The sequence below is a fragment of the Vibrio pelagius genome, assembly GCF_024347575.1.
GTDB classification, from domain to species: Bacteria; Pseudomonadota; Gammaproteobacteria; order Enterobacterales; family Vibrionaceae; genus Vibrio; species Vibrio pelagius.
This window is the reverse complement of the sequence record NZ_AP025503.1, coordinates 2,399,873-2,421,262: the sequence shown is the minus strand read 5'-3', so window position 1 is coordinate 2,421,262 and position 21,390 is coordinate 2,399,873. Positions and strand designations below refer to the sequence as shown.

Genomic DNA, 21,390 nt, shown 5'->3' with positions numbered 1-21,390 from the left:
ATGAAGAATCTGACTTTAGCCGAATTGGCAGAAATTACCGGGGGCGAGTTACATGGCGAAGGCAGCGTTGTTGTCACTGCAGTAGCTCCAATGGACAAGGCACAAGAAGGGGACGTGACATTCCTTTCAAATGCAAAGTACAGCAAGCACTTAGCTGAATGTAAAGCGTCTGCTGTGATGGTAAAAGAGAGTGAACGCGAACTGTGTACAACTCACGTAATCGTGGTTGATGACCCCTATATTGCGTTTGCGAAAGTCGCACAAGCTCTTGATACTACTCCTGAACCGGCTTCGGCTATTGCAGATTCTGCAGTAATTGCTGAGTCAGCGGTTTTAGGAACGAATGTATCTATCGGTGCTAATGCAGTGATTGAGTCTGGCGCTGAGCTAGGTGATAACGTTGTTATTGGTGCCGGTTGTTTCATCGGTAAAAATGCGAAGATTGGCTCAGGCACGAAGCTGTGGGCGAATGTGAGCATCTACCATGAAGTTGTGCTAGGTGAAGCTTGTTTGGTTCAATCCGGTACAGTAATTGGTTCTGATGGCTTTGGTTATGCGAATGACAAAGGTGAGTGGATCAAGATTCCTCAAGTCGGAACGGTTCGCATTGGCAACCGTGTTGAGATCGGTGCATGTACCACAATTGATCGTGGCGCTCTTGATGACACGGTTATCGAAGATAACGTAATCATTGATAACCAGTTGCAAATCGCTCATAACGTTCACATCGGATATGGTTCGGCATTGGCGGGTGGTACTATCGTAGCCGGCAGCACAACGATAGGTAAGTACTGTATTATTGGTGGTGGTAGCGTTATCAATGGTCATATTGAGATCGTAGACGGCGTGACAATCACCGGTATGTCGATGGTTATGCGTAGCATCACTGAGAAAGGCATGTACTCTTCAGGTATTCCTTTACAGCCAAATAGAGAGTGGCGTAAAACGGCAGCGCGTGTTCACCGTATTGATGAGATGAACAAACGTCTGAAAACTGTTGAAAAACTTATCGAGAAGGGCTCGGAATCATAATTCCGGCATTTCTAATTAAAAGGCTCGCGTCATGCGGGTCTTTTTCGTTTATAATCCCTTTAATTGACTAAAGAACACAAATAGGAATACGACTTTGACTACTGAACAGAAAACGATGAACATTACTGAAATTCAGGAACTACTACCTCATCGCTACCCATTCCTAATGATCGACCGTGTTACTCATTTTGAAGAAGAGAAAACACTGACAGCGATCAAGAATGTCTCTGTGAACGAGCCTCAGTTTACTGGCCACTTCCCACAACTTCCTGTATTCCCAGGTGTGTTGATTCTTGAAGCAATGGCTCAAGCGACCGGTCTGCTTGCATTTAAATCTTTTGGTGCGCCATCAGAGAATGAGTTGTACTACTTTGCAAGTGTTGATAAAGCGAAGTTCCGCAAGCCAGTAGTCCCTGGTGATCAGCTTGTTATTGAAGTGGAATTCCTTAAAGAACGCCGTGGCATCGCATCATTCAATGGTGTAGCAAAAGTGGACGGTGAAGTAGTATGTTCAGCTGAACTAAAATGTGCTCGTAGAGAGTTTTAATATGATCCATGAAACAGCAAACATTCACCCAGCAGCGGTAATAGAAGGTGAGGTGACCATTGGTGCAAATGTATCTGTGGGGCCATTCACTTACATTTCTGGCAACGTAACTATTGGTGAAGGCACTGAAGTTATGTCGCATGTTGTGATTAAAGGTCACACGACAATCGGTAAAGATAACCGAATCTTCCCGCATGCTGTGATTGGTGAAGAGAACCAAGATAAAAAGTACGGTGGTGAAGACACAACAGTAGTTATCGGTGATCGCAATGTGATTCGTGAAGCGGTTCAAATCCACCGTGGTACGGTTCAAGATAAAGCAACCACAGTGATTGGTGATGATAACCTACTGTGTGTTAACGCCCACGTAGCGCACGACGTTATTGTTGGTAACCACACTCACATTGGTAACAATGCTATCTTGGGTGGTCACGTAACGGTTGGCGATTACGCCGGTGTTATGGCGCTTTCTGCAATTCACCCGTTCTGTTCAATCGGTGCTTACGCATACATTGGTGGTTGCTCCGCTGTTGTTCAAGATGTACTTCCGTACGTCCTTGCACAAGGTAACCATGCAGCACCATTTGGCCTCAACCTTGTAGGTCTGAAGCGAAATGGTTTCGAGAAGCCTGAGATTCGTGCGCTACAAAAAGCGTATAAAGAAATCTACCGTTCAGGAAAAACACTGGACGAAGCCAAAGAGACATTGGTAGAGATGGCGAATGAATTCCCATCAATTAATCCAATGCTTGAGATGCTTGAACGCTCAGAGCGCGGAATTATCCGATAGAAAATGACAGGGTAGATGTCGTCTATGTGTATTCATAGTTTCATTTACCCATTAACAAAAAGATCGCTCTCACATTAGCGATCTTTTTTGTTTTAAGCCGTAAGGAATCAGGAAAGGTTTATGTCAGTAGAAACGATGCAATCAAACCATAATCAAGCACCTTCTGAACGCCCATTAAGAGTGGGGATTGTGGTTGGTGAACTCTCTGGTGATACCCTGGGTGAAGGCTTCATGAAAGCGATTCAAGCGCAGTATCCTAATGCGGAGTTTGTTGGTATTGGTGGTCCAAAAATGAAAGCCTTGGGTTGTGAGTCTCTGTTCGAAATGGAAGAGCTTGCTGTAATGGGGTTGGTGGAAGTGCTTGGAAGACTGCCACGATTGCTGAAGGTTAAGGCGGAGTTGGTGAAGTATTTCACCAGTAACCCACCTGACGTTTTTATTGGTATTGATGCGCCAGATTTCAATTTACGCCTTGAGTTAGACCTAAAAAATGCTGGGATTAAAACGGTTCACTATGTGAGTCCATCTGTGTGGGCATGGCGTCCTAAACGCATTTTTAAAATCGATAAAGCGACCGACTTGGTATTGGCATTCCTTCCATTCGAAAAGGCGTTTTACGATAAGTATAACGTTGCCTGTGAGTTCGTTGGGCATACATTAGCGGATGCGATTCCATTAGAGCCAAATCAAGCACAAGCGCGTGAATTGCTCGGTTTAGAGCAAGACAAGAGGTGGTTAGCGGTTCTTCCTGGCAGCCGTGGTGGTGAGATGAAGCTGATTGCTCAACCATTTATTGAGACCTGTCAACGCATTCATCAAAAGTACCCGGATATCGGCTTTGTTGTCGCAGCGGTGAATGAGACCCGAAAACAGCAGTTTACCGAGATCTGGAAGGCAACGGCACCTGAGCTCGATTTTGTGATAGTGCAAGATACTGCGCGCAATGTCATTACGGCTTCCGATTCAGTCCTGCTCGCTTCTGGCACCGTTGCACTGGAATGTATGCTACTGAAACGCCCTATGGTGGTTGGTTATAAGGTGAATAAACTGACGGGCTACATTGTTAAAAAGCTAGCGATTACCGAGTTTGTTTCTTTGCCAAACATTCTTGCTGGCGAAGAGATCGTCAAAGAGCACATCCTTGAAGAGTGCCACCCTGACTTTTTATTCCCGTCGGTAGATGCCATGCTTTCTCGTGATAACACCGCTTTAATCGAGCGCTTTACCGAGATGCACCACTGGATTCGTAAAGATGCGGATAAACAAGCTGCCAACCAAGTGCTGAAGCTGATTGGCTGGCCAACGCAAGACTAATAACAGATTACTAAATGCCCAGAGAACACTATGGCAGTAAAAGATAAAAAAGAACTTCCTCCTTTCGAGTACCCAGCAGGTTACCAGTTGTTTGCTGGCGTTGATGAAGTGGGCCGTGGGCCTTTGGTCGGCGATGTAGTGACCGCCGCGGTGATTCTTGACCCCAATAACCCAATTGAAGGGCTTAATGATTCAAAGAAGCTATCAGAAAAGAAGCGCCTAGCTCTATTGCCTGAGATAAAAGAGAAAGCGCTAGCATGGTCTGTAGGACGCTGCTCACCTCAAGAAATCGATGAGTTAAATATCCTTCAAGCGACCATGGTAGCGATGCAGCGTGCGATTGCCGGGTTAGATGTACAACCTGATATGGCATTGATTGATGGTAACCGAGTACCTGATTTACCAATGGCAGGTCAAGCCGTTGTCAAAGGGGATCTTCGAGTTGCAGAGATCAGTGCGGCTTCGATCATTGCCAAGGTGGTGAGAGACCAAGAGATGGAAGAGCTGGATAAGCTGCATCCAGAATTTGGTTTTGCAAAACACAAGGGCTATCCAACCAAAGCACACTTTGAAGCTATTGAAAAATATGGTGTGACTGAGCATTATCGTAAGAGCTTTAAGCCTGTAAAACGCATTTTAGGGCTTGATTAGCAGTCGCGTTGGCCAACAGAAACTCATAGAATTAACAAAACGTTGTTACCCCCCTAGGCTTCGCCTAGAAATCAGGAAGAAGAATGTCAGATCCTAAATTCGTCCACCTTCGTGTTCATAGTGACTTTTCAATGGTCGATGGACTCTCCAAAGTACCGCCGTTGGTGAAAAAAGTTGCTGAGATGGGCATGCCTGCGATGGCGCTCACCGACTTTACCAACTTATGTGGTCTGGTGAAGTTTTATGGCACAGCTCATGGTTGTGGTGTGAAGCCTATCATTGGTGCAGACTTCCTGATGCAGTCTCCAGAGTTTGGTGAAGAGCTTACGCGTTTAACCGTGCTAGCGACGGACAACAAGGGTTACAACAACCTAACTCTGTTGATATCGAAGGCCTATCTTCGTGGGCATGTTCAACACCACCCTGTTATTGATAAGGAGTGGCTGATTGAGAATGCGGAAGGCTTAATCATTCTGTCCGGTGCGAAAGACGGCGAGATTGGTAAAGCACTATTGAAGGGCAATCAAGCTCTTGTCGATAGCTGTGTTGCTTTTTACAAAGAACACTTTTCCGATCGCTTTTATCTTGAATTGATTCGTACTGGTCGTCCTGACGAAGAGTCATACCTGCACTTTGCTCTGGATCTTGCAGAACGAGTAGAATTGCCGGTGGTTGCGACCAACGAAGTAGTCTTCATCTCAGAAGACTTGTTTGAAGCGCATGAGATTCGAGTCGCGATTCATGATGGTTACACTTTAGAAGACCCTCGACGCCCTAAAAACTACAGTGAGCAGCAATACCTTCGTAGTGAAGAAGAGATGTGCGAGCTCTTTGCTGACATTCCAGAAGCTCTAGAAAACAGTGTTGAGATCGCTAAGCGTTGTAACGTTACGGTTCGTTTAGGTGAGTACTTCCTGCCAAACTTTCCGACAGAAGGTCTGGCGATTGAAGACTTCTTGATTAAGAAGTCTGAAGAGGGCTTAGAGCGCCGTCTTGCGTTTCTTTTCCCTGATGAACAAGTACGTGCCGAGCGCAGACCAGAGTATGATGAGCGTTTGAAAGTTGAACTTGAAGTAATCAACAACATGGGTTTTCCAGGTTACTTCTTGATCGTAATGGAGTTCATCCAGTGGTCTAAAGATAACGACGTACCGGTTGGTCCAGGACGTGGTTCAGGTGCGGGTTCATTGGTAGCCTATGCGTTAGATATCACCGATCTTGATCCGCTTGAATATGATTTGCTCTTTGAACGTTTCTTGAACCCAGAACGTGTCTCCATGCCTGATTTCGATATCGACTTCTGCATGGATAAGCGTGACCAAGTTATTGATCACGTAGCAGAAATGTATGGTCGTGATGCGGTATCTCAGATCATCACATTCGGTACTATGGCGGCAAAAGCGGTTATCCGCGATGTAGGTCGTGTACTTGGTCACCCATTTGGTTTCGTTGATCGAATCTCAAAACTCGTCCCGCCTGATCCAGGGATGACCCTCGAAAAAGCCTTCAAAGCTGAGCCTGCATTACCAGAATTGTATGATGGTGATGAAGAGGTACGTGAGCTGATCGACAAATGTCGTATCCTCGAAGGTTGTACTCGTAACGCCGGTAAGCACGCGGGTGGTGTTGTAATCTCACCAACCACCATCACGGATTTTGCACCTATCTATGCTGATGCCGAGGGTAACTTCCCAGTAACTCAGTTTGATAAGAACGACGTAGAAACCGCGGGTCTGGTTAAGTTTGACTTCTTGGGCTTGCGTACTCTGACGATCATTGACTGGGCATTGGGGCTCGTCAACCCAAGACTTGAGCGTGAAGGCAAAGATCCAGTACGTATCGAATCGATTCCGTTAGATGATCAAGCGTCGTTCAACCTGTTACAAAACTCAGAAACTACTGCGGTATTCCAGCTGGAATCGCGTGGTATGAAAGATCTCATCAAACGTCTTCAACCGGACTGTTTTGAAGATATCATCGCATTGGTAGCTCTATTCCGTCCTGGTCCACTGCAATCGGGCATGGTAGATAACTTTATCGACCGTAAGCATGGCCGAGAAGCGATCTCATACCCAGATGAAACATGGCAACACGAATCGTTAAAAGAGACGCTTGAGCCGACTTACGGCATTATCTTGTACCAAGAGCAAGTAATGCAGATTGCCCAAATCCTAGCGGGTTACACGCTCGGTGGCGCAGATATGCTGCGTCGTGCAATGGGTAAGAAAAAGCCAGAAGAGATGGCAAAGCAGCGTAGTATTTTTAAAGAGGGTGCAGAAGCCAACGGAGTGGATGGCGAACTGGCCATGAAAATCTTCGACTTGGTAGAGAAGTTTGCGGGTTACGGCTTTAACAAATCTCACTCTGCTGCCTACGCTCTGGTTTCTTATCAAACTCTATGGCTGAAAACGCACTATCCGGCGGAGTTTATGGCTGCGGTAATGACGGCGGATATGGATAACACTGAAAAGGTCATCGGCTTGGTGGATGAGTGTTTCCGTATGAAGCTGAAGCTGTTGCCGCCAGATATCAACTCCGGCTTATACCGCTTTAATGTGGATGAAGATGGTGCGATTGTTTACGGCATCGGTGCGATTAAAGGGGTCGGTGAAGGCCCGATTGAAGCGATCATCGAAGCCAGAAACAAGGGCGGGTATTTTAAAGACCTATTTGATTTCTGTGCTCGTATCGACCTTAAAAAGGTCAATAAGCGTGTGATTGAAAAGCTCATCATGTCGGGTGCACTCGATCGCTTAGGTCCACACCGTGCAGCAATGATGGCTTCACTTAACGATGCGGTGAAAGCGGCGAGCCAACATCACCATGCAGAATCGTTTGGTCAATCGGATATGTTTGGTGTGTTGACTGATGCGCCAGAAGAGGTTGAACAGAAGTATACTCAAGTACCTAAGTGGCCTGAGAAGGTATGGCTAGAAGGGGAAAGAGAAACTCTAGGCCTATACCTAACAGGTCACCCGGTTAATGCGTATATTAAAGAGCTTGCGAAATACACCAGTTGCCGTTTAAAAGATGCGACGCCGACTCGTCGTGATCAGTCACTGACGATTGCGGGCTTAGTGATTGCAGCTCGAGTGATGACCACTAAACGCGGTACACGAATCGGTTTGATGACGATCGACGATCGATCGGGTCGAATGGAAGTGATGTTGTTCTCAGATGCGCTCGAACGCTATGCAGAATTGCTCGAAAAAGACAAAATTGTGGTCGTTTCCGGACAGGTCAGCTTTGATGACTTCAATGGTGGACTTAAAATGTCCGCGCGCGAGGTCATGGACTTAGGAAGTGCCCGAGAAAAATATGCTCGCGGATTATCGATTTCTATCGATCAATCACAAATTAATGGTCAATTTTTTGAGCGTTTTAGCCAAATCTTAGAACCATATAGAGCCGGAACGGTCCCAGTCAATGTATACTACCAGCGTGCCGACGCTAGAGCGCGGTTAACATTGGGCACAGAATGGCGCGTAACGCCAAGTGATACATTACTAGATGAATTAAAACAGCTACTTGGAAATAGCCAAGTAGAACTCGAATTTAACTAAAATTCAGCTCTTGCTAATGGGAGCTGAGTCAACAAGGATTCATAGATGAGCCTGAACTTTCTAGAATTTGAAAAGCCTATCGCTGAACTTGAAGCAAAAATTGAAGCATTACGTGACGTTTCTCGTCACGGTGGTGATGCTGCGGTAGATCTAGACAAAGAAATTGAACAACTAGAGAAAAAGAGCTTAGAGCTTAAACAGAAAATCTTTAGTGACTTAGGTGCATGGCAAGTGGCTCAACTTGCTCGTCACCCACAGCGTCCTTACACGCTAGATTACCTAGAGAACGTATTCACTGAATTTGAAGAGCTAGCGGGTGACCGTGCTTACGCTGACGACAAAGCGATCGTTGGTGGTATGGCTCGTCTAAACGGTCGTCCAGTTATGGTTATTGGTCACCAAAAAGGTCGTGAGACGAAAGAAAAAGTAATCCGTAACTTTGGTATGCCAAAGCCAGAAGGTTACCGTAAGGCGCTTCGTCTAATGGAAACGGCTGAGCGTTTCAACATGCCAATCATTACCTTCATCGATACTGCTGGTGCATACCCAGGTGTTGGTGCAGAAGAGCGTGGTCAATCTGAAGCGATCGCAAAGAACCTAAAGGTAATGGCGGGTCTAACGGTTCCTGTTATCTGTAACGTTGTTGGTGAAGGTGGTTCAGGCGGTGCTCTGGCTATCGGTGTTGGCGATTACGTGAACATGCTTCAGTACTCTACGTACTCAGTTATCTCTCCAGAAGGTTGTGCATCAATCCTATGGCGCGACTCAGACAAAGCTCCACAAGCTGCAGAAGCGATGGGTCTTATTGCTCCTCGCCTAAAAGAGCTTGAGCTGATTGATGAGATCATTCCTGAGCCACTAGGCGGCGCTCACCGTGATCCGATCCAAATGGCTGAGAACATGAAAGCAACACTCGTTAAACAACTAGAAGAGCTAGAGCAATTTGATAACGATACGCTATTAGAGCGTCGTTACCAGCGCCTAATGAGCTACGGTTACTGCTAATTTGGCGACGACAATCTTTTTAGATTGGATAAGCGACAATGAAAGGGTTGGACTCAGTGCCAACCCTTTTTTATTATTATGACATTCCTCTTAACTGCCAAATTCTAATGTCCCAGCTATATCAAGTGTTCTCATCTGTACTCGAACCTTATTCACCTTCCATCAATCGGATTGTTATCGCATTCAGTGGCGGTGTTGATTCACGAGTGTTGCTAGAGTTGGCTGCTCGTTATGGTAAAGCGCAAGGCATTGAGTGCATTGCCGTTCATATTCATCATGGCTTGAGCACCAACGCCGATGTTTGGGTAAAAAAATGCCAACAATGGTGTTTGGAGTCAGCTGTTAAGCTATATGTCGAACGAGTCTCTTTGGATACCTCAAGCAGTGAAAGCCTAGAAAAGCTTGCTCGAGATGCGCGTTATGGCGCTTTAAAAGCACACCTGAGCAAAGGAGACATTCTGCTTACCGGGCAACATCAAGATGATCAGCTAGAGACGTTTTTGCTTGCCTTGAAGCGAGGCAGCGGACCTAAAGGTTTGTCTTCAATGGCAAAAGTGATGTCGTTTGGTGAAGCGGTTTTAGTGCGTCCTTTACTCGGGGTTTCTCGCCAAGAGATAGAAGCGTTTGCTGACCAAAGCGGACTTGAATGGGTTGAAGATGAAAGTAACCAAGACCAGCGCTTTGACAGAAACTTTATTCGTCACGAAGTGACACCTAAGCTGGTCGCGCGCTGGCCCTCTTTTCCGGACTCAGTGGCTCGCAGTGCCCAATTGTGCGCAGAGCAAGAGTTACTACTTGATGAACTGTTGGTTCCTAAGTTGAACCAAGCTCTTGGGCTGTACCAAAGCTTGAAAATAGAGAGCTTGTTAGATTGTTCAAATGTGATGCGCGCTCGGTTATTAAGAATGTGGTTGGCTGAAAATGGTCTAGTTATGCCAAGCCAGAAGCAATTAGAACTGTTGTGGAGTGAGGTCGCTTGTGCACAGCAAGATGCGAATCCGGTCTTGGTGTTAGGCGACACCGAAGTGCGACGCTTTGACAACAAGCTGTTTATCGTCGAGTCTCGACCTTCATTAGAATCTTGGCAAGCTGAGTTAAAAGTAGGGCAATCTTTGGAATTACCCGATAATCTGGGTTCTCTCTCTCTAAATATCAATGGTAGTGCAGTATCCCAAGAGGCTCAGAGTATGGTCAAATTCTCATTATCTAATGCTTCAGGTCCAATAACAGTGATGTTTAACCCGGAAGGATTAACTGCTCACCCTGTGGGGCGCGGGCATAGCCGAAAAATGAAAAAGTTATTCCAAGAGTATAAGGTTCCGAGTTGGTTACGTCGAAGAACACCGATACTTATCGATGGGGATCATGTTGTTGCCGTAATGGGACTTTTTGTTGATAGGCGCTACCAAGGCCAAGATTGTGAAGCTGTCTGGAGCAAGTAATAGAACTTTGTGGCACAATTTAAAGGCACTTATATCAATAATAATCAATGGAATAAGCAATGAAGAAGATAGCAGTAGGATTTGTCCTTGGACTGGGACTATTGAGTGGCAATGCTCTAGCGGGTGATGTTGCAGCAGGTCAGGCTAAAGCAGCAGTGTGTGCAGCTTGTCACGGTGCTGACGGTATCGCGGTGATCCCAGGTTACCCAAACCTGAAAGGTCAAAACGAGCAGTACCTTGTTACATCAATTAATGCTTACAAAAACAAGCAGCGTAATGGCGGTCTTGCTGCTGTAATGCAGGCTCAGGCTGCAATGTTAAGCGATGCAGATATCGCGAACCTTGCGGCTTACTATGCAAGCCTAAAATAGTTTTACATCCGAACGTGATTTCTAAGCCAGTGCTTGTTAGCGCTGGCTTTTTTCATTGAATGTTTATGATAGCTATTCGATAATGGGCTATTCGTAGAGTTTAAGGGATGAACATGAAAAAGATTGAAGCCATTATCAAGCCGTTCAAACTTGATGATGTACGTGAAGCACTGGCTGAAGTAGGTATTACGGGCATGACGGTATCTGAAGTAAAAGGCTTTGGACGTCAAAAAGGTCACACTGAGCTTTACCGTGGTGCAGAGTACATGGTTGATTTTCTTCCAAAAGTGAAACTAGAAATCGTTGTGACTGATGAAGTGGCGGATCAATGTGTTGATACCATCATCGAAACAGCGCAAACGGGTAAAATCGGCGATGGTAAAATATTCATTACCGACGTTGAACGTGTGGTTCGTATCCGCACAGGTGAAGAAGACGAAGACGCGGTTTAAAAAAACATTTACCCTAAAAGGAGCGATTATCGCTCCTTTTTTATTTTCTAGGGCGTGGTGTATGTTGAAGAAAGTGCTGTTTGGTTTTGTTGTTGGCTCTGCGCTTGTTTTTGGAAGCTTTAAACTGATTTTCAAAATTCCTACTCAACCTCATCTTGTTACTCACTCTCCCACTATCAGTAATGACGTTTATAGCTGCTATCAAAACTCAGAACCCAAAGCGCTAGATGTCACTAATGGGTTGAATGTGACGGTGTGGAATATCTACAAACAGAATCGTGATAACTGGCGCACAGCCCTTAACGCATTGACCAATGAAAGCCAGTTGGTGCTGCTTCAAGAGGCGAGTATGACTGAAGAGATGCAATCATGGATCACCAGTGGTTTGTGGGGGAGTAGTCGTGTTAATGCTTTTGAAGCGTTTAATAAAAGTGCTGGGGTGCTGAATCTTGCATCTCATCTTCCTATTGAGGCCTGTGCTTATACTCACGAAGAGCCTTGGATACAGTTACCGAAATCGGCGTTGTGGTCGCGTTACCAATTGAGTAATGGTGAGCAGCTTGCTGTGGTGAACATTCATGCGGTCAACTTTACTTTGGGCACCGAAGACTATGTACAACAGCTGTCTGCACTGACATCAGTACTGAGAGAGTACCGTGGTCCAATTATCTTTGCTGGAGACTTTAACAGTTGGAGTGAAGCTCGCTTTGGGGCGCTGCAGAAAGCTTTGAGTGAGATTGGTTTAGTTGAGGTTACCTTTTCACCAGATCATCGAACTCAGTTCGTGACTGGGTTAGTGCTGGATCATATCTTCTATCGCGGACTGATTGTGAGAAACGCAAAAGCGCCCGAATCGGACGCTTCTGATCATAACCCTATGCAGGTTACGTTTGATGTTCAGTAGTCTGGCTAGATTAAGACACCAAAATATACAGTGCCCAGATTAGGTAGTACCCAACCCATGGCAGTGCCGAGATTACCAGTGCTTGACCACGTTCAAACTCGGTCCAAGTGAGCACTGCTGCGTAACCGAGTACGATGTACCAAGGCAGTAACAGTGGGAATGAACTAGCAAATTGCGACCAATCATTGGTTAGTGGCAGCTTAATAAGACCATTAATACTGTTCAGATCAGCGGCGTAGTTCATGACCTGACCATGCTTAAGCAGCAGGCTTGCGTAGCTCGCAATATCGCCTATCACGGCTGGGAAGGTAATCACCGCAGACGCAGCAAACCATTTCCAGTAGCCATGTTGGTGTTGGCTCGGTTTGGTTGCAAGGTTGAACCAGAATGCCAGCATCGCTATTGTTAGCGTACGGCCAAAGACATCGCTGATGATTTCACTGGCGAGCAGTGTGTTGCTATCAAGTAACTCCAATTGAGCTGGGTTGGTTTGAGCAAGTTGGCGAGTCAACTCTGCACTCAACCAGGTGAAATCTACGTTAGAAAAATAGGCACCCCAAAATAGAAATGGGCTGAGCATTAAGACAACGTAGGGTTGCCACCCCCAGGCTCCTCGCTGATACAGTGCGAGGAAACACGCGGTTGGAGAACGGAAAATATCCAACAGCATTACGAGTGGGTTACTTGACGGGTTCATACACTTACCTTAGTTACATCAACATACAGCTTAAGCTTCTGACCTGGCTGTAAGTACTTCTTGTTTTGTAAAGTGTTCCATTTTACAACATCCGAAGTTTTTACTTTGAACTTTGATGCAATACCGCTGACTGTGTCACCTGATTTTACATTGTAGTAGACGGCTCGGATGATTGCACCATCGGCGCTGTTTTTCCAAACGACCAGATTTTGACCAACTCGCAGCGTGTCTCGAGGCCCCATGCCGTTCCATTTAGCAAGAGACTGATGAGAGACCTTATTGGCACGTGCAATTGTCCATAGACTTTCGCCACTTTTTACTGTGTGGGTCAGCTTATACTGACCGCGACTTTTCGACTGTGTGCTCGCTAAACGGTTAGAGGCACTCAGAGCGTACGCTTTATCATCTTTAGTTGATGAAGGAATCATCAGATGCTGACCAACGCGAATGTTGTTGTTGGACATACCATTAGCGTTGCGAATGACTTTGCTGGTGGTGTTGTAACGCTGAGCAAGTACGCTGATGCTATCACCAGATTTCACCTTATAGCGCACCAGCTTCATGCCTTTGCCTTTGTTCGCAGCCACTTTTTTATTGAACTGTTCAACCGAATGGATTGGAAGAAGGAGCTGTTGGTGCTTCTCTGGCGCAGTGGCCCACTGGTTGTAAGCTGGGTTGTAGCTTTGTAGCTCTTTTACTGGGATACCTGCGTAATTAGCCGCAATCGCTAGGTCAAGCTGCTCTTCAGGGTTCACCAGTTTAAGAACGGGTTTGTTGGCAATAGGCGGAATCTCGATGCCGTACTTTTCTTGGTTAGCGATCACGTCCGCTAGAGCCAGCAGTTTTGGGACATAGCTGCTGGTCTCTTTTGGGAGGTCAAGAGAGAAAAAGTCTATCGGCTTACCCAACTTTTTGTTCTTACGAATCGCGCTGTTTACGCGGCCACCACCACTATTGTAAGCCGCGATAGCGTGACTCCAATCACCGTCAAAGCGCTTATTTAGTGACTCAAGGTACTCAAGAGCAGCATCGGTTGACGCTGCAACATCACGACGTCCGTCGTACCAGAAGTTCTGTTCAAGACCATAGTATTTGCCAGTACCTGGGATGAATTGCCACAAACCTGCAGCACTACCATGGGAGTAGGCAAACGCATCAAATGAGCTCTCTACGACAGGGAGTAAAGCGAGCTCAAGCGGTAGACCCTTCTCTTCGATCTTCTCAGTGATCAAATAAAGGAAAGGTTCTGCTCGTTTTGATACGGTTTTTAGATGGTTAGGATGCTTCAAATACCAAGTGCGGTAATAGTCGACTTTTTTGTGATTGGGTACATCCATTTCAAGTTGCATTGCAATACGTTTCCAAACATCTTGTTGTGTTTGTGGGGTAACGACGGGTGCTTCAACTTTAGGTTGTTCTTTTTCTGCTTTTGATATTGAAACTTCTGGTTGAGAAATCTCTTTCGCAGGGGAAATGTTGGTTTGCTCGGAAGCTTGGTCTTGATTATCTGGCTGAGTTAATTGGCAACCAGAAAGTAGTAATACCAAAGCCCAGCTGTACTTAACTCGCATGTTACAGCCTTTTTTTTAAACGGCTGCTGATAATACTTGCCACTCCCTATGAGTGACAAGTCTCTAATTGTTAAAATTCGTTCTTCCACGCACGAAGCGCTGTAAACACTGAAAGGGGGTCTGTGTGCTCAGTTCGGTTAGATACTGATTTAATTACACTTGGTTCGCTGTAGCGAAGAAATGGGTTGATCCACTTCTCTAAACGTAAATTTGTTGGAATGGTCGACTTATTTTGTGCTCGTAAACGGTTTACGTCGTCTCTATATTGTTGAAGTTGCATATTATCAGGTTCAACAGCAAGGGCAAACGCAATATTGGCAGCTGTATATTCGTGGGCGCAGTAGACCTCAGTTTCTTGCGGCAGAGCGGTGATTTTATTGAGGGCATCAAACATCTGTTGCGGGGTGCCCTCCATGATACGGCCACAGCCAGCAGAGAACAGCACATCTCCGCAGAATAACTTACCGTCGCCAACGTAACCGATGTGACCTGCGGTATGGCCGCTCAAACCAAGCACTAAGAATACTTCATCGAACAGTTCTAACTGATCACCATCATTAACAGGGTGAGTTAGGGTTGGAATAGGCTCGTTTTTAGGACCGACAACATCAATGGTTGGAAATTGTCTTACTAACTCCGGAACGCCACCAATGTGATCGTTGTGGTGGTGCGTAATCAAGATTGCATCTAAAGTTAGCTCATGACGCTCTAGGTACTCAAGTACTGGAGCCGCATCACCAGGATCGACAACAGCACAACGACGATCGCTATTTTCAATCAGCCAGATGTAATTGTCATTGAATGCAGGTATGCTTTTGATATGTAACATTATTGGTTCTCCAGTCACTTTTAGTGCGACAGAATAAGTGAGACAGATTATTGATGAAGCCAGCACGCAGCCGCAAGAAGTTTGAGCGACCTTATACTTGGGAACAATTACACAATGGCCCTTGGCTCCGCGAATCTATTCAAACTCGTCTGGATGAATGGTGCCCTAAGCTGTTTGGCTATCATATGCTCAAGCTCGGTGGTCTCAGTTGCGAGATATCCAGCTGCACATGCAATATTCAACATCAAGTAAATCTAGATATCCAGAACCCTTTACACAATGTGATTGCAGATGACTATAATTTGCCCTTTTTAGAGAAGAGCTTCGATGTTGTCGTCCTCAGTCATCAATTAGATTATAGCAATGACCCTCACAGGATATTGCGAGAGGTCGATAGAGTGATGATGGACGACGGTTATCTGATCGTCACGGGGTTCAATCCGTTCAGTTTCACTGGGCTCGCCAGCTTATTGCCTTGGCGTAAGAACAGTCTACCTTGGAGTGGCAGAATGTACACACCGAACCGAGTTAAAGATTGGTTGGGTGTACTTAACTATCAGGTGATTCATTGTGATACCTATGCGTTATTCCCAATGAGTCGCTATCGCGCATTTTGGACATGGCTTGAAAACAGCCTCGGCAGTTGCGCTTCGGTCGCGGGTAGCCAGTACTTTATTGTGGCGCGCAAACGCACATACCCACTTAAGCCGATTAAACCTCACTGGCATCTTAAACGACGTTTTTCTCCGGTTGGTGCAAGCTTCAGGGCTGGTGTTCGCAGTACTGCTCTTGAGCCCTCTTCACTATCCAACCGCAATAAAAAAGCCGACTGATGGTCGGCTCGTCACGTTGATGTTTTATTGGCTCTTGTTGTTGTCAGTCTGTGTTTCAGAATGCACTACTGATCAAGTTAACGAGCTTGTTTAGAAAAGCTTAGCTCGCTTGGTAACCTGTATCTTCTTCAGTCGGATTCTCTGCAGCGGTGCGCGCTAACTCATCACACATCTCATTTTCGCGATGACCCGCATGGCCTTTTACCCAACGCCACTCTACTTGATGACGTGCCGTCTCTTTATCCAGTAACTGCCAGAGGTCGGCATTTTTTACTGGTTTTTTGTCAGCTGTTTTCCAGCCGCGTTTTTTCCAGTTGTGGATCCACTGAGTGATGCCTTGGCGAACGTATTGGCTATCGGTTGTCAGGATAACAGCACAAGGCTCTTTCAAGGTTTGCAGAGCGACTACTGCAGCCATCATCTCCATACGGTTATTCGTCGTTAACGAGTAGCCCTTTGCCAGAGTTTTTTCAGTCTGTTTATAACGGAGTACAATCCCATAGCCACCAGGCCCTGGATTTCCAAGACACGAACCATCAGTGAAAATTTCAACTTGTTTCGTCATGATTTGATATTATTACCTCAAGCACATTATCGGCATAGTCTGACACAGTTATCCTTATGAATACCAGTAACAATTCTGAACACCACTCAAACGCTGAAAACAGGCGTATAGTTGTACTCGATACCGAAACCACGGGTATGAATACCGAGGGTGGACCGCACTACCTAGGGCACCGCATTGTCGAGATCGGTGCTGTAGAGATCATTAACCGAAAACTAACGGGGCGTCACTTCCACGTTTACATCAAGCCCGATCGTGCGATTCAAGAAGAGGCGATTGGCGTTCACGGTATTACCGATGAGTTCTTGGTGGATAAACCTGAATACCAAGATGTTCATAAAGAGTTTCTCGAATTCATCAAAGGCGCGGAACTTGTCGCGCACAATGCCCCCTTCGATACCGGCTTTATGGACTACGAGTTTGAGAGACTCGACCCAAGTATAGGTAAGACCGACGATTACTGTAAGGTCACCGACACCCTAGCTATGGCGAAGAAGATCTTCCCAGGCAAGCGCAACAACCTCGATATTCTCTGTGAGCGATACGGTATTGATAACTCTCACCGAACGCTCCACGGGGCTTTGCTCGATGCCGAGATCCTAGCCGACGTTTACCTACTAATGACGGGTGGACAAACCTCACTGCAGTTCAATGCGGGTCAGCAAGAAGGTGCAGTTGAAGGGATCCGTCGTGTCGAAAGTGGACGAAAATCGCTAAAGGTTTTGCGTGCAACGGCCGATGAATTAGAAGCGCATCAAAATCGTTTAGATCTCGTCGAGGAGAGTGGAAGCTGCCTTTGGCGTCAGTAGGGAGAGAGTATGTTTAAGGCATTGGCTTGGAGTTGCTTGTTACTTATCAGCATCGGTGTTCAGGCGGCAACAGAGTCTTCAATTCGACTCTTGGATAACCGCTTTAGAGTGGATCCAAGTATTGAACAGATTACATTTGTTATCTACCGAGCCGACAACTCTCAACCTGTAGTACTGGTTCGCCCGGATGGTAAAAAATACTATTCGTGGCGTAACGCAGACAATGTTCGTTGGTATCAAGAGTCATCGATGGACATTGTCTCGATTGAACACCCGATGCCGGGGCCTTGGCAGGCGGTAGGGAAGGTCTCTCCTAAGAACAAGATCAAGCTGCTTTCTCACTTGGTGCTTGATGCAAAGCAGTTCCCAGACAAACTTTATCAAACAGAAGTTTTGAAATTCACGGCGCGTTTGACTTCCGATGGTAAACCTCTGGTACTTCGAGATTTTCTGGATAGGGTTAACCTCAAGGTGACCTTTACTAAATACATAGAAAACGAAGATGCCTTGGTTCGAGAAGCTCGCCCTGTACCTGTTATCATGGGTGAATTTGCCGATAACGGTGAAGATCTTGATGAGAAAGCGGGTGATGGCGTGTTCACGGTTGCGTTACCGATTGATATTGAGCCGGGTAAGTATCGTGCTCGAATCACATCTGGAAACGGGGTTTTCCTACGTGCCCAAGAGCAGCAAGTCCTTGTTTATCCGTCACCGATATCAACCACCTTTATCCAGTCTCGCAAAGAGGGTTCTCCACATACAATTATTGTATCGGGTGAGCAGGGCATGATTGCGCCAAGCTCGTTGGCCACTCATGTCGAGCATACAGCGCCAGATGAATACGTCTCTTATCAGCAAGGACAAGCAGCGACGGATGGTATGAAGGTCTCGATGGAGATCCCTTACACTGGTGAGGTGGGGATCTATTCTTGGTCTGGAAAGGTATTTGCAACGGACGCTTCGAATCAACGTCCACTGATGTTTCCAATTAAACAGCAGACCTACAGCGTGGTTCAAGATATTGACTTGGCCGAGTCTCGTCGCCTACAGGAAGAGGCTTTAGCTGAGCAAAAACGTATTGCCGCTGAGCAGTTGCTGCTGAAGCAGCGTGAAGAAGAGCGACAACGCAGCATGATCATTATTGGTGTTGGGAATGTTGTGGCGATTCTTTTAGGTCTGTTGATTTGGTTTGTTGTTCGTAAAATCAGAGCCAAGAAGCAAGCGCAACCAGAGATGCAGCTATCTGTACCTAAGTCTTAGTCGATTAACACTTAACATTGTTTTTTGGTGTGACGGCAGTAAGGCCATGATGTGAATTGTTGATATTGGCTATAGGGTGATTGCTACTTGCTAGTAAGGCGTAGTGGGGGTGAAGAAGCGATTAAACAGCTTTACCTTGATGTTTGAACGGCTAAGATGAAGTATAAAAAAACGGGACTCACTGAGTCCCGTTTTGCTTCTAATATTAACGGTTCTTAACCCTATGCAACATTATCAATCGATGTCTCTGGGTACTGTGGCTTTGCTGCCAGTTCCTCTGGTGCGAAGTCATCAACGTTAATGGTGTATAGACGATGCTCTTCAGCACTCTTCAGCAGTGCCGCCTCTTCGTTGGTTAAGATGCCTTTATCCAAACCAATCTCAGCCACTAGATCTAAGCGTAGGAAAGGACGTCGCTGACTCGTCTCTTTACACACCTTATCAAATAGCGGCTCTGCCTCTAGAATCACCTCTAGCGCACGTTCAATCTTACCGACTGCGTTGTGTTCCGTTGGTGCCAAGAACTGTCCGCGGCCAAGGCGAGAGCGGGTTGCGCTTGGCGTTTGGATGATTTGCGCCACTTGGCTATCTAGCTTGTCACTTGGTGCGCGGCGAATACGGCCAAATGGCAACAAGATAACGCGCAGTAGACGACCGACAACTGGGTTAGGGAAGTTTGCTAGGAACTCATCAATCGCAACTTCTGTTTGACGAAGGCTGTCTTGCATCCCCCAGTGAACCAAAACTAAATCCTCTTTATGGCTTCCTTCGCTCTCAAAGCGTTTTAGAGTCGCTGAACCAAGGTATAGCTGACTCAAGATATCACCTAGGCGAGCAGATAAACGCTCTCTACGTTTCAGAGAACCACCCAGTACCGCCATCGAGATATCAGACAGTAGCGCTAAGTTCGCACTGTAGCGATTCAGTTGTTGGTAGTAGCGCTTAGTCTCTTTATCTGAAGGAGTGCTTGAACCACGACCGTCAGTCAAACCGAACCATAAGCTACGTACTAGGTTGCTCATGGTGAAGCTAACGTGCCCTGCGAGAGCGTTATCGAACTTTTCAAGTGCATCACTGCTTTCAGAGTAGGCCGCATTCATCTCTTCCAGTACATAAGGATGACAACGGATAGCACCTTGACCATAGATGATCATTGAACGAGTTAGGATGTTGGCACCTTCTACTGTGATGGCAATTGGTGAACCTTGGTAGCCACGCGCGAGGAAGTTTGATGGGCCTAAGCAGATGCCTTTACCGCCTACAATGTCCATCGCATCAATGATGCTGCGCTGGCCACGGTGAGTACAGTGGTACTTCACGATAGCTGAAATTACTGAAGGCTTTTCACCTAGGTCGATACCAGCAACAGTGAGGTTGCTTGCCGCATCCATGACGTAGGCGTTACCCGCCAAACGCGCTAATGGCTCTTCGACACCTTCCATTCGACCGATCGGCTGTTTGAATTGGCGACGGATACGTGCGTAAGCGCCGGTTGCGAGAGCTGCCGTTTTCAGGCCACCGGTTGAGTTTGATGGCAATGTGATACCACGTCCTACTGAAAGGCACTCAACTAGCATGCGCCAACCTTGCCCCGCCATTTTTTGTCCACCAATGATGAAATCCATTGGAACGAACAGGTCTTTAGCTTGAGTTGGACCATTTTGGAATGGGACATTTAGTGGGAAGTGACGATTACCAATCTCAACACCCGGAAGGTCGGTTGGGATAAGTGCACAGGTAATGCCAAGGTCTTGTGTGTCGCCGAGCAAGCCGTCAGGGTCACGCAGTTTGAATGCTAAGCCAAGCACTGTCGCCACAGGTGCTAGAGTGATGTAGCGCTTGTTCCATGTAAGGCGCATACCCAGCACTTCTTCACCTTGCCATTCCCCTTTACATACGATGCCGTAGTCAGGAATTGAGCCAGCGTCTGAGCCTGCCTCTGGACTAGTTAGGGCGAAACAAGGGATCTCTTTACCTTCCGCGAGGCGAGGTAAGTAGTGATTCTTTTGCTCTTCAGTACCGTAGTGCTGTAGCAATTCACCCGGACCTAAAGAGTTAGGTACACCTACGGTTGATGACAGAACGCTAGAAACACCAGTCAGTTTTTGTAGTACCAGTGATTGTGCGTAAGCAGAAAACTCAAGACCGCCGTATTTCTTCTTAATGATCATCGCGAAGAATTTTTCATCTTTCAGATACTGCCAAACTTCCGGTGGCAGATCTGCAAGCTCATGAGTAACTTGATAATCACTCACCATCTCGCACACAGTATTGACTGGGCCGTCTAAGAAAGCTTGCTCTTCTTTAGACAGTTTAGGGTCTGCGATATTCTGCAGCTTCTTCCAATCTGGCTTGCCTTTAAACAGCTCTGCTTCCCACCAAACTGTACCTGCTTCCAGTGCCTCTTTTTCTGTTTGAGACATCGCAGGCAGCACTTTCTTAAAGACGGTTAGTGCTTTTTGGCTAATCAGTGTTTGTCTAATTGCTGGGATAGCAAAAATAGCGACAGCAAGTAGGTAGCTCAGCCAACCCGTCATGCCGACATCCGCGGCGAAGGTCAGAGCAAACATAGTGGCCGTTAATGCCACGAGTGCGCGAGTGAGGGTGACTCGATGGTACAGGCAGACACTTAGTACGATGGTCATGCACAGTAGAGAGAGCAGTATGTTCATGATCGATTTCCTTTTCAGAGATCACTTATTGTTTTGGTTTATTTAAGAGGTCTAACCAGTCAAGTGTAAACAAAGTATTAAAT

General features: G+C 46.3%; 19 protein-coding genes. 14 read left to right on the top strand and 5 right to left on the bottom strand.

Going from position 1 to position 21,390, the window contains the following annotated elements; genetic code table 11:
* The 11 genes from lpxD to vsple_RS10465 all read left to right on the top strand — a co-directional run bounded on the left by lpxD (window position 1) and on the right by vsple_RS10465 (window position 12,071).
* Complete coding sequence (gene lpxD, locus vsple_RS10515) at window positions 1–1,032, top strand: UDP-3-O-(3-hydroxymyristoyl)glucosamine N-acyltransferase (protein WP_261881968.1); 1,032 nt, start codon at window positions 1–3, stop codon at window positions 1,030–1,032.
* Between the two features lie 94 nt (window positions 1,033–1,126).
* The gene (fabZ, locus tag vsple_RS10510; protein WP_032551709.1) at window positions 1,127–1,579 is read left to right on the top strand and encodes a 3-hydroxyacyl-ACP dehydratase FabZ; all 453 of its coding nucleotides are present in this window, start codon (window positions 1,127–1,129) and stop codon (window positions 1,577–1,579) included.
* 1 nt (window position 1,580) lies between these two features.
* Window positions 1,581–2,369, top strand: coding sequence for an acyl-ACP--UDP-N-acetylglucosamine O-acyltransferase (gene lpxA / locus vsple_RS10505; protein ID WP_255230112.1), 789 nt, complete (start codon window positions 1,581–1,583; stop codon window positions 2,367–2,369).
* Window positions 2,370–2,489: 120 nt separating this feature from the next.
* Window positions 2,490–3,683 carry a lipid-A-disaccharide synthase gene (lpxB, locus tag vsple_RS10500; protein ID WP_261881967.1) on the top strand — a complete coding sequence of 398 codons (1,194 nt, stop codon included), beginning with the start codon at window positions 2,490–2,492 and terminating at the stop codon, window positions 3,681–3,683.
* Between the two features lie 30 nt (window positions 3,684–3,713).
* The gene (rnhB, locus tag vsple_RS10495; RefSeq protein ID WP_261881966.1) at window positions 3,714–4,334 is read left to right on the top strand and encodes a ribonuclease HII; all 621 of its coding nucleotides are present in this window, start codon (window positions 3,714–3,716) and stop codon (window positions 4,332–4,334) included.
* Between the two features lie 83 nt (window positions 4,335–4,417).
* A complete protein-coding gene (dnaE, locus tag vsple_RS10490) occupies window positions 4,418–7,897 on the top strand; it encodes a DNA polymerase III subunit alpha (RefSeq protein ID WP_261881965.1) in 3,480 nt (1,159 codons plus the stop codon).
* A 45-nt stretch (window positions 7,898–7,942) separates the two neighbouring features.
* Entirely contained in the window at window positions 7,943–8,902 is a 960-nt protein-coding gene (gene accA / locus vsple_RS10485; RefSeq protein ID WP_032551713.1) for an acetyl-CoA carboxylase carboxyl transferase subunit alpha, read from the top strand.
* 107 nt (window positions 8,903–9,009) lie between these two features.
* Complete coding sequence (gene tilS / locus vsple_RS10480; protein ID WP_261881964.1) at window positions 9,010–10,344, top strand: tRNA lysidine(34) synthetase TilS; 1,335 nt, start codon at window positions 9,010–9,012, stop codon at window positions 10,342–10,344.
* A gap of 59 nt (window positions 10,345–10,403) precedes the next feature.
* Window positions 10,404–10,715: a c-type cytochrome gene (locus tag vsple_RS10475; RefSeq protein ID WP_032551714.1), complete on the top strand. Its 312-nt coding sequence runs from the start codon at window positions 10,404–10,406 to the stop codon at window positions 10,713–10,715.
* A gap of 113 nt (window positions 10,716–10,828) precedes the next feature.
* Window positions 10,829–11,167, top strand: a complete 339-nt coding sequence (gene glnB / locus vsple_RS10470; RefSeq protein ID WP_004738609.1) for a nitrogen regulatory protein P-II — start codon at window positions 10,829–10,831, stop codon at window positions 11,165–11,167.
* Between the two features lie 61 nt (window positions 11,168–11,228).
* Window positions 11,229–12,071, top strand: a complete 843-nt coding sequence (locus tag vsple_RS10465) for an endonuclease/exonuclease/phosphatase family protein (RefSeq protein ID WP_261881963.1) — start codon at window positions 11,229–11,231, stop codon at window positions 12,069–12,071.
* A 10-nt stretch (window positions 12,072–12,081) separates the two neighbouring features.
* Here vsple_RS10465 and vsple_RS10460 read toward each other — a convergent pair whose 3' ends face one another.
* From vsple_RS10460 to gloB, 3 genes are all read right to left on the bottom strand, one after another.
* Window positions 12,082–12,768, bottom strand: coding sequence for a YIP1 family protein (locus tag vsple_RS10460; protein WP_255230120.1), 687 nt, complete (start codon window positions 12,766–12,768; stop codon window positions 12,082–12,084).
* Window positions 12,765–14,339, bottom strand: coding sequence for a LysM peptidoglycan-binding domain-containing protein (locus tag vsple_RS10455; RefSeq protein ID WP_261881962.1), 1,575 nt, complete (start codon window positions 14,337–14,339; stop codon window positions 12,765–12,767). The genes vsple_RS10460 and vsple_RS10455 overlap by 4 nt, the downstream gene beginning before the upstream one ends.
* A 70-nt stretch (window positions 14,340–14,409) precedes the next feature.
* Complete coding sequence (gene gloB / locus vsple_RS10450; RefSeq protein WP_261881961.1) at window positions 14,410–15,168, bottom strand: hydroxyacylglutathione hydrolase; 759 nt, start codon at window positions 15,166–15,168, stop codon at window positions 14,410–14,412.
* A gap of 53 nt (window positions 15,169–15,221) precedes the next feature.
* Here gloB and vsple_RS10445 point away from each other — a divergent pair, with 53 nt between their 5' ends.
* Window positions 15,222–16,001 (top strand): class I SAM-dependent methyltransferase, encoded by a 780-nt coding sequence (locus vsple_RS10445; protein WP_261881960.1) that lies wholly within the window; start codon window positions 15,222–15,224, stop codon window positions 15,999–16,001.
* 100 nt (window positions 16,002–16,101) lie between these two features.
* On the opposite strand, the gene rnhA is transcribed toward vsple_RS10445, so the two are convergent.
* A complete protein-coding gene (rnhA, locus tag vsple_RS10440) occupies window positions 16,102–16,566 on the bottom strand; it encodes a ribonuclease HI (protein ID WP_255230124.1) in 465 nt (154 codons plus the stop codon).
* 56 nt (window positions 16,567–16,622) lie between these two features.
* Here rnhA and dnaQ point away from each other — a divergent pair, with 56 nt between their 5' ends.
* A complete protein-coding gene (dnaQ, locus tag vsple_RS10435) occupies window positions 16,623–17,375 on the top strand; it encodes a DNA polymerase III subunit epsilon (RefSeq protein WP_261881959.1) in 753 nt (250 codons plus the stop codon).
* 9 nt (window positions 17,376–17,384) lie between these two features.
* Window positions 17,385–18,635, top strand: coding sequence for a TIGR03503 family protein (locus vsple_RS10430; protein ID WP_255230126.1), 1,251 nt, complete (start codon window positions 17,385–17,387; stop codon window positions 18,633–18,635).
* Window positions 18,636–18,856: 221 nt separating this feature from the next.
* On the opposite strand, the gene fadE is transcribed toward vsple_RS10430, so the two are convergent.
* A complete protein-coding gene (gene fadE / locus vsple_RS10425; protein ID WP_261881958.1) occupies window positions 18,857–21,307 on the bottom strand; it encodes an acyl-CoA dehydrogenase FadE in 2,451 nt (816 codons plus the stop codon).
* Window positions 21,308–21,390: the final 83 nt, after the last annotated feature.

What these genes read in the sequence shown, in the direction of transcription:
- lpxD (WP_261881968.1), top strand. Translation starts at nt 1, where the DNA reads ATGAAGAATCTGACTTTAGCCGAATTGGCAGAAATTACCGGGGGCGAG.
- lpxA (WP_255230112.1), top strand. Translation starts at nt 1,581, where the DNA reads ATGATCCATGAAACAGCAAACATTCACCCAGCAGCGGTAATAGAAGGT.
- lpxB (WP_261881967.1), top strand. Translation starts at nt 2,490, where the DNA reads ATGTCAGTAGAAACGATGCAATCAAACCATAATCAAGCACCTTCTGAA.
- rnhB (WP_261881966.1), top strand. Translation starts at nt 3,714, where the DNA reads ATGGCAGTAAAAGATAAAAAAGAACTTCCTCCTTTCGAGTACCCAGCA.
- dnaE (WP_261881965.1), top strand. Translation starts at nt 4,418, where the DNA reads ATGTCAGATCCTAAATTCGTCCACCTTCGTGTTCATAGTGACTTTTCA.
- accA (WP_032551713.1), top strand. Translation starts at nt 7,943, where the DNA reads ATGAGCCTGAACTTTCTAGAATTTGAAAAGCCTATCGCTGAACTTGAA.
- tilS (WP_261881964.1), top strand. Translation starts at nt 9,010, where the DNA reads ATGTCCCAGCTATATCAAGTGTTCTCATCTGTACTCGAACCTTATTCA.
- vsple_RS10475 (WP_032551714.1), top strand. Translation starts at nt 10,404, where the DNA reads ATGAAGAAGATAGCAGTAGGATTTGTCCTTGGACTGGGACTATTGAGT.
- glnB (WP_004738609.1), top strand. Translation starts at nt 10,829, where the DNA reads ATGAAAAAGATTGAAGCCATTATCAAGCCGTTCAAACTTGATGATGTA.
- vsple_RS10465 (WP_261881963.1), top strand. Translation starts at nt 11,229, where the DNA reads ATGTTGAAGAAAGTGCTGTTTGGTTTTGTTGTTGGCTCTGCGCTTGTT.
- vsple_RS10460 (WP_255230120.1), bottom strand. Translation starts at nt 12,768, where the DNA reads ATGAACCCGTCAAGTAACCCACTCGTAATGCTGTTGGATATTTTCCGT.
- vsple_RS10455 (WP_261881962.1), bottom strand. Translation starts at nt 14,339, where the DNA reads ATGCGAGTTAAGTACAGCTGGGCTTTGGTATTACTACTTTCTGGTTGC.
- gloB (WP_261881961.1), bottom strand. Translation starts at nt 15,168, where the DNA reads ATGTTACATATCAAAAGCATACCTGCATTCAATGACAATTACATCTGG.
- vsple_RS10445 (WP_261881960.1), top strand. Translation starts at nt 15,222, where the DNA reads ATGAAGCCAGCACGCAGCCGCAAGAAGTTTGAGCGACCTTATACTTGG.
- rnhA (WP_255230124.1), bottom strand. Translation starts at nt 16,566, where the DNA reads ATGACGAAACAAGTTGAAATTTTCACTGATGGTTCGTGTCTTGGAAAT.
- dnaQ (WP_261881959.1), top strand. Translation starts at nt 16,623, where the DNA reads ATGAATACCAGTAACAATTCTGAACACCACTCAAACGCTGAAAACAGG.
- vsple_RS10430 (WP_255230126.1), top strand. Translation starts at nt 17,385, where the DNA reads ATGTTTAAGGCATTGGCTTGGAGTTGCTTGTTACTTATCAGCATCGGT.
- fadE (WP_261881958.1), bottom strand. Translation starts at nt 21,307, where the DNA reads ATGAACATACTGCTCTCTCTACTGTGCATGACCATCGTACTAAGTGTC.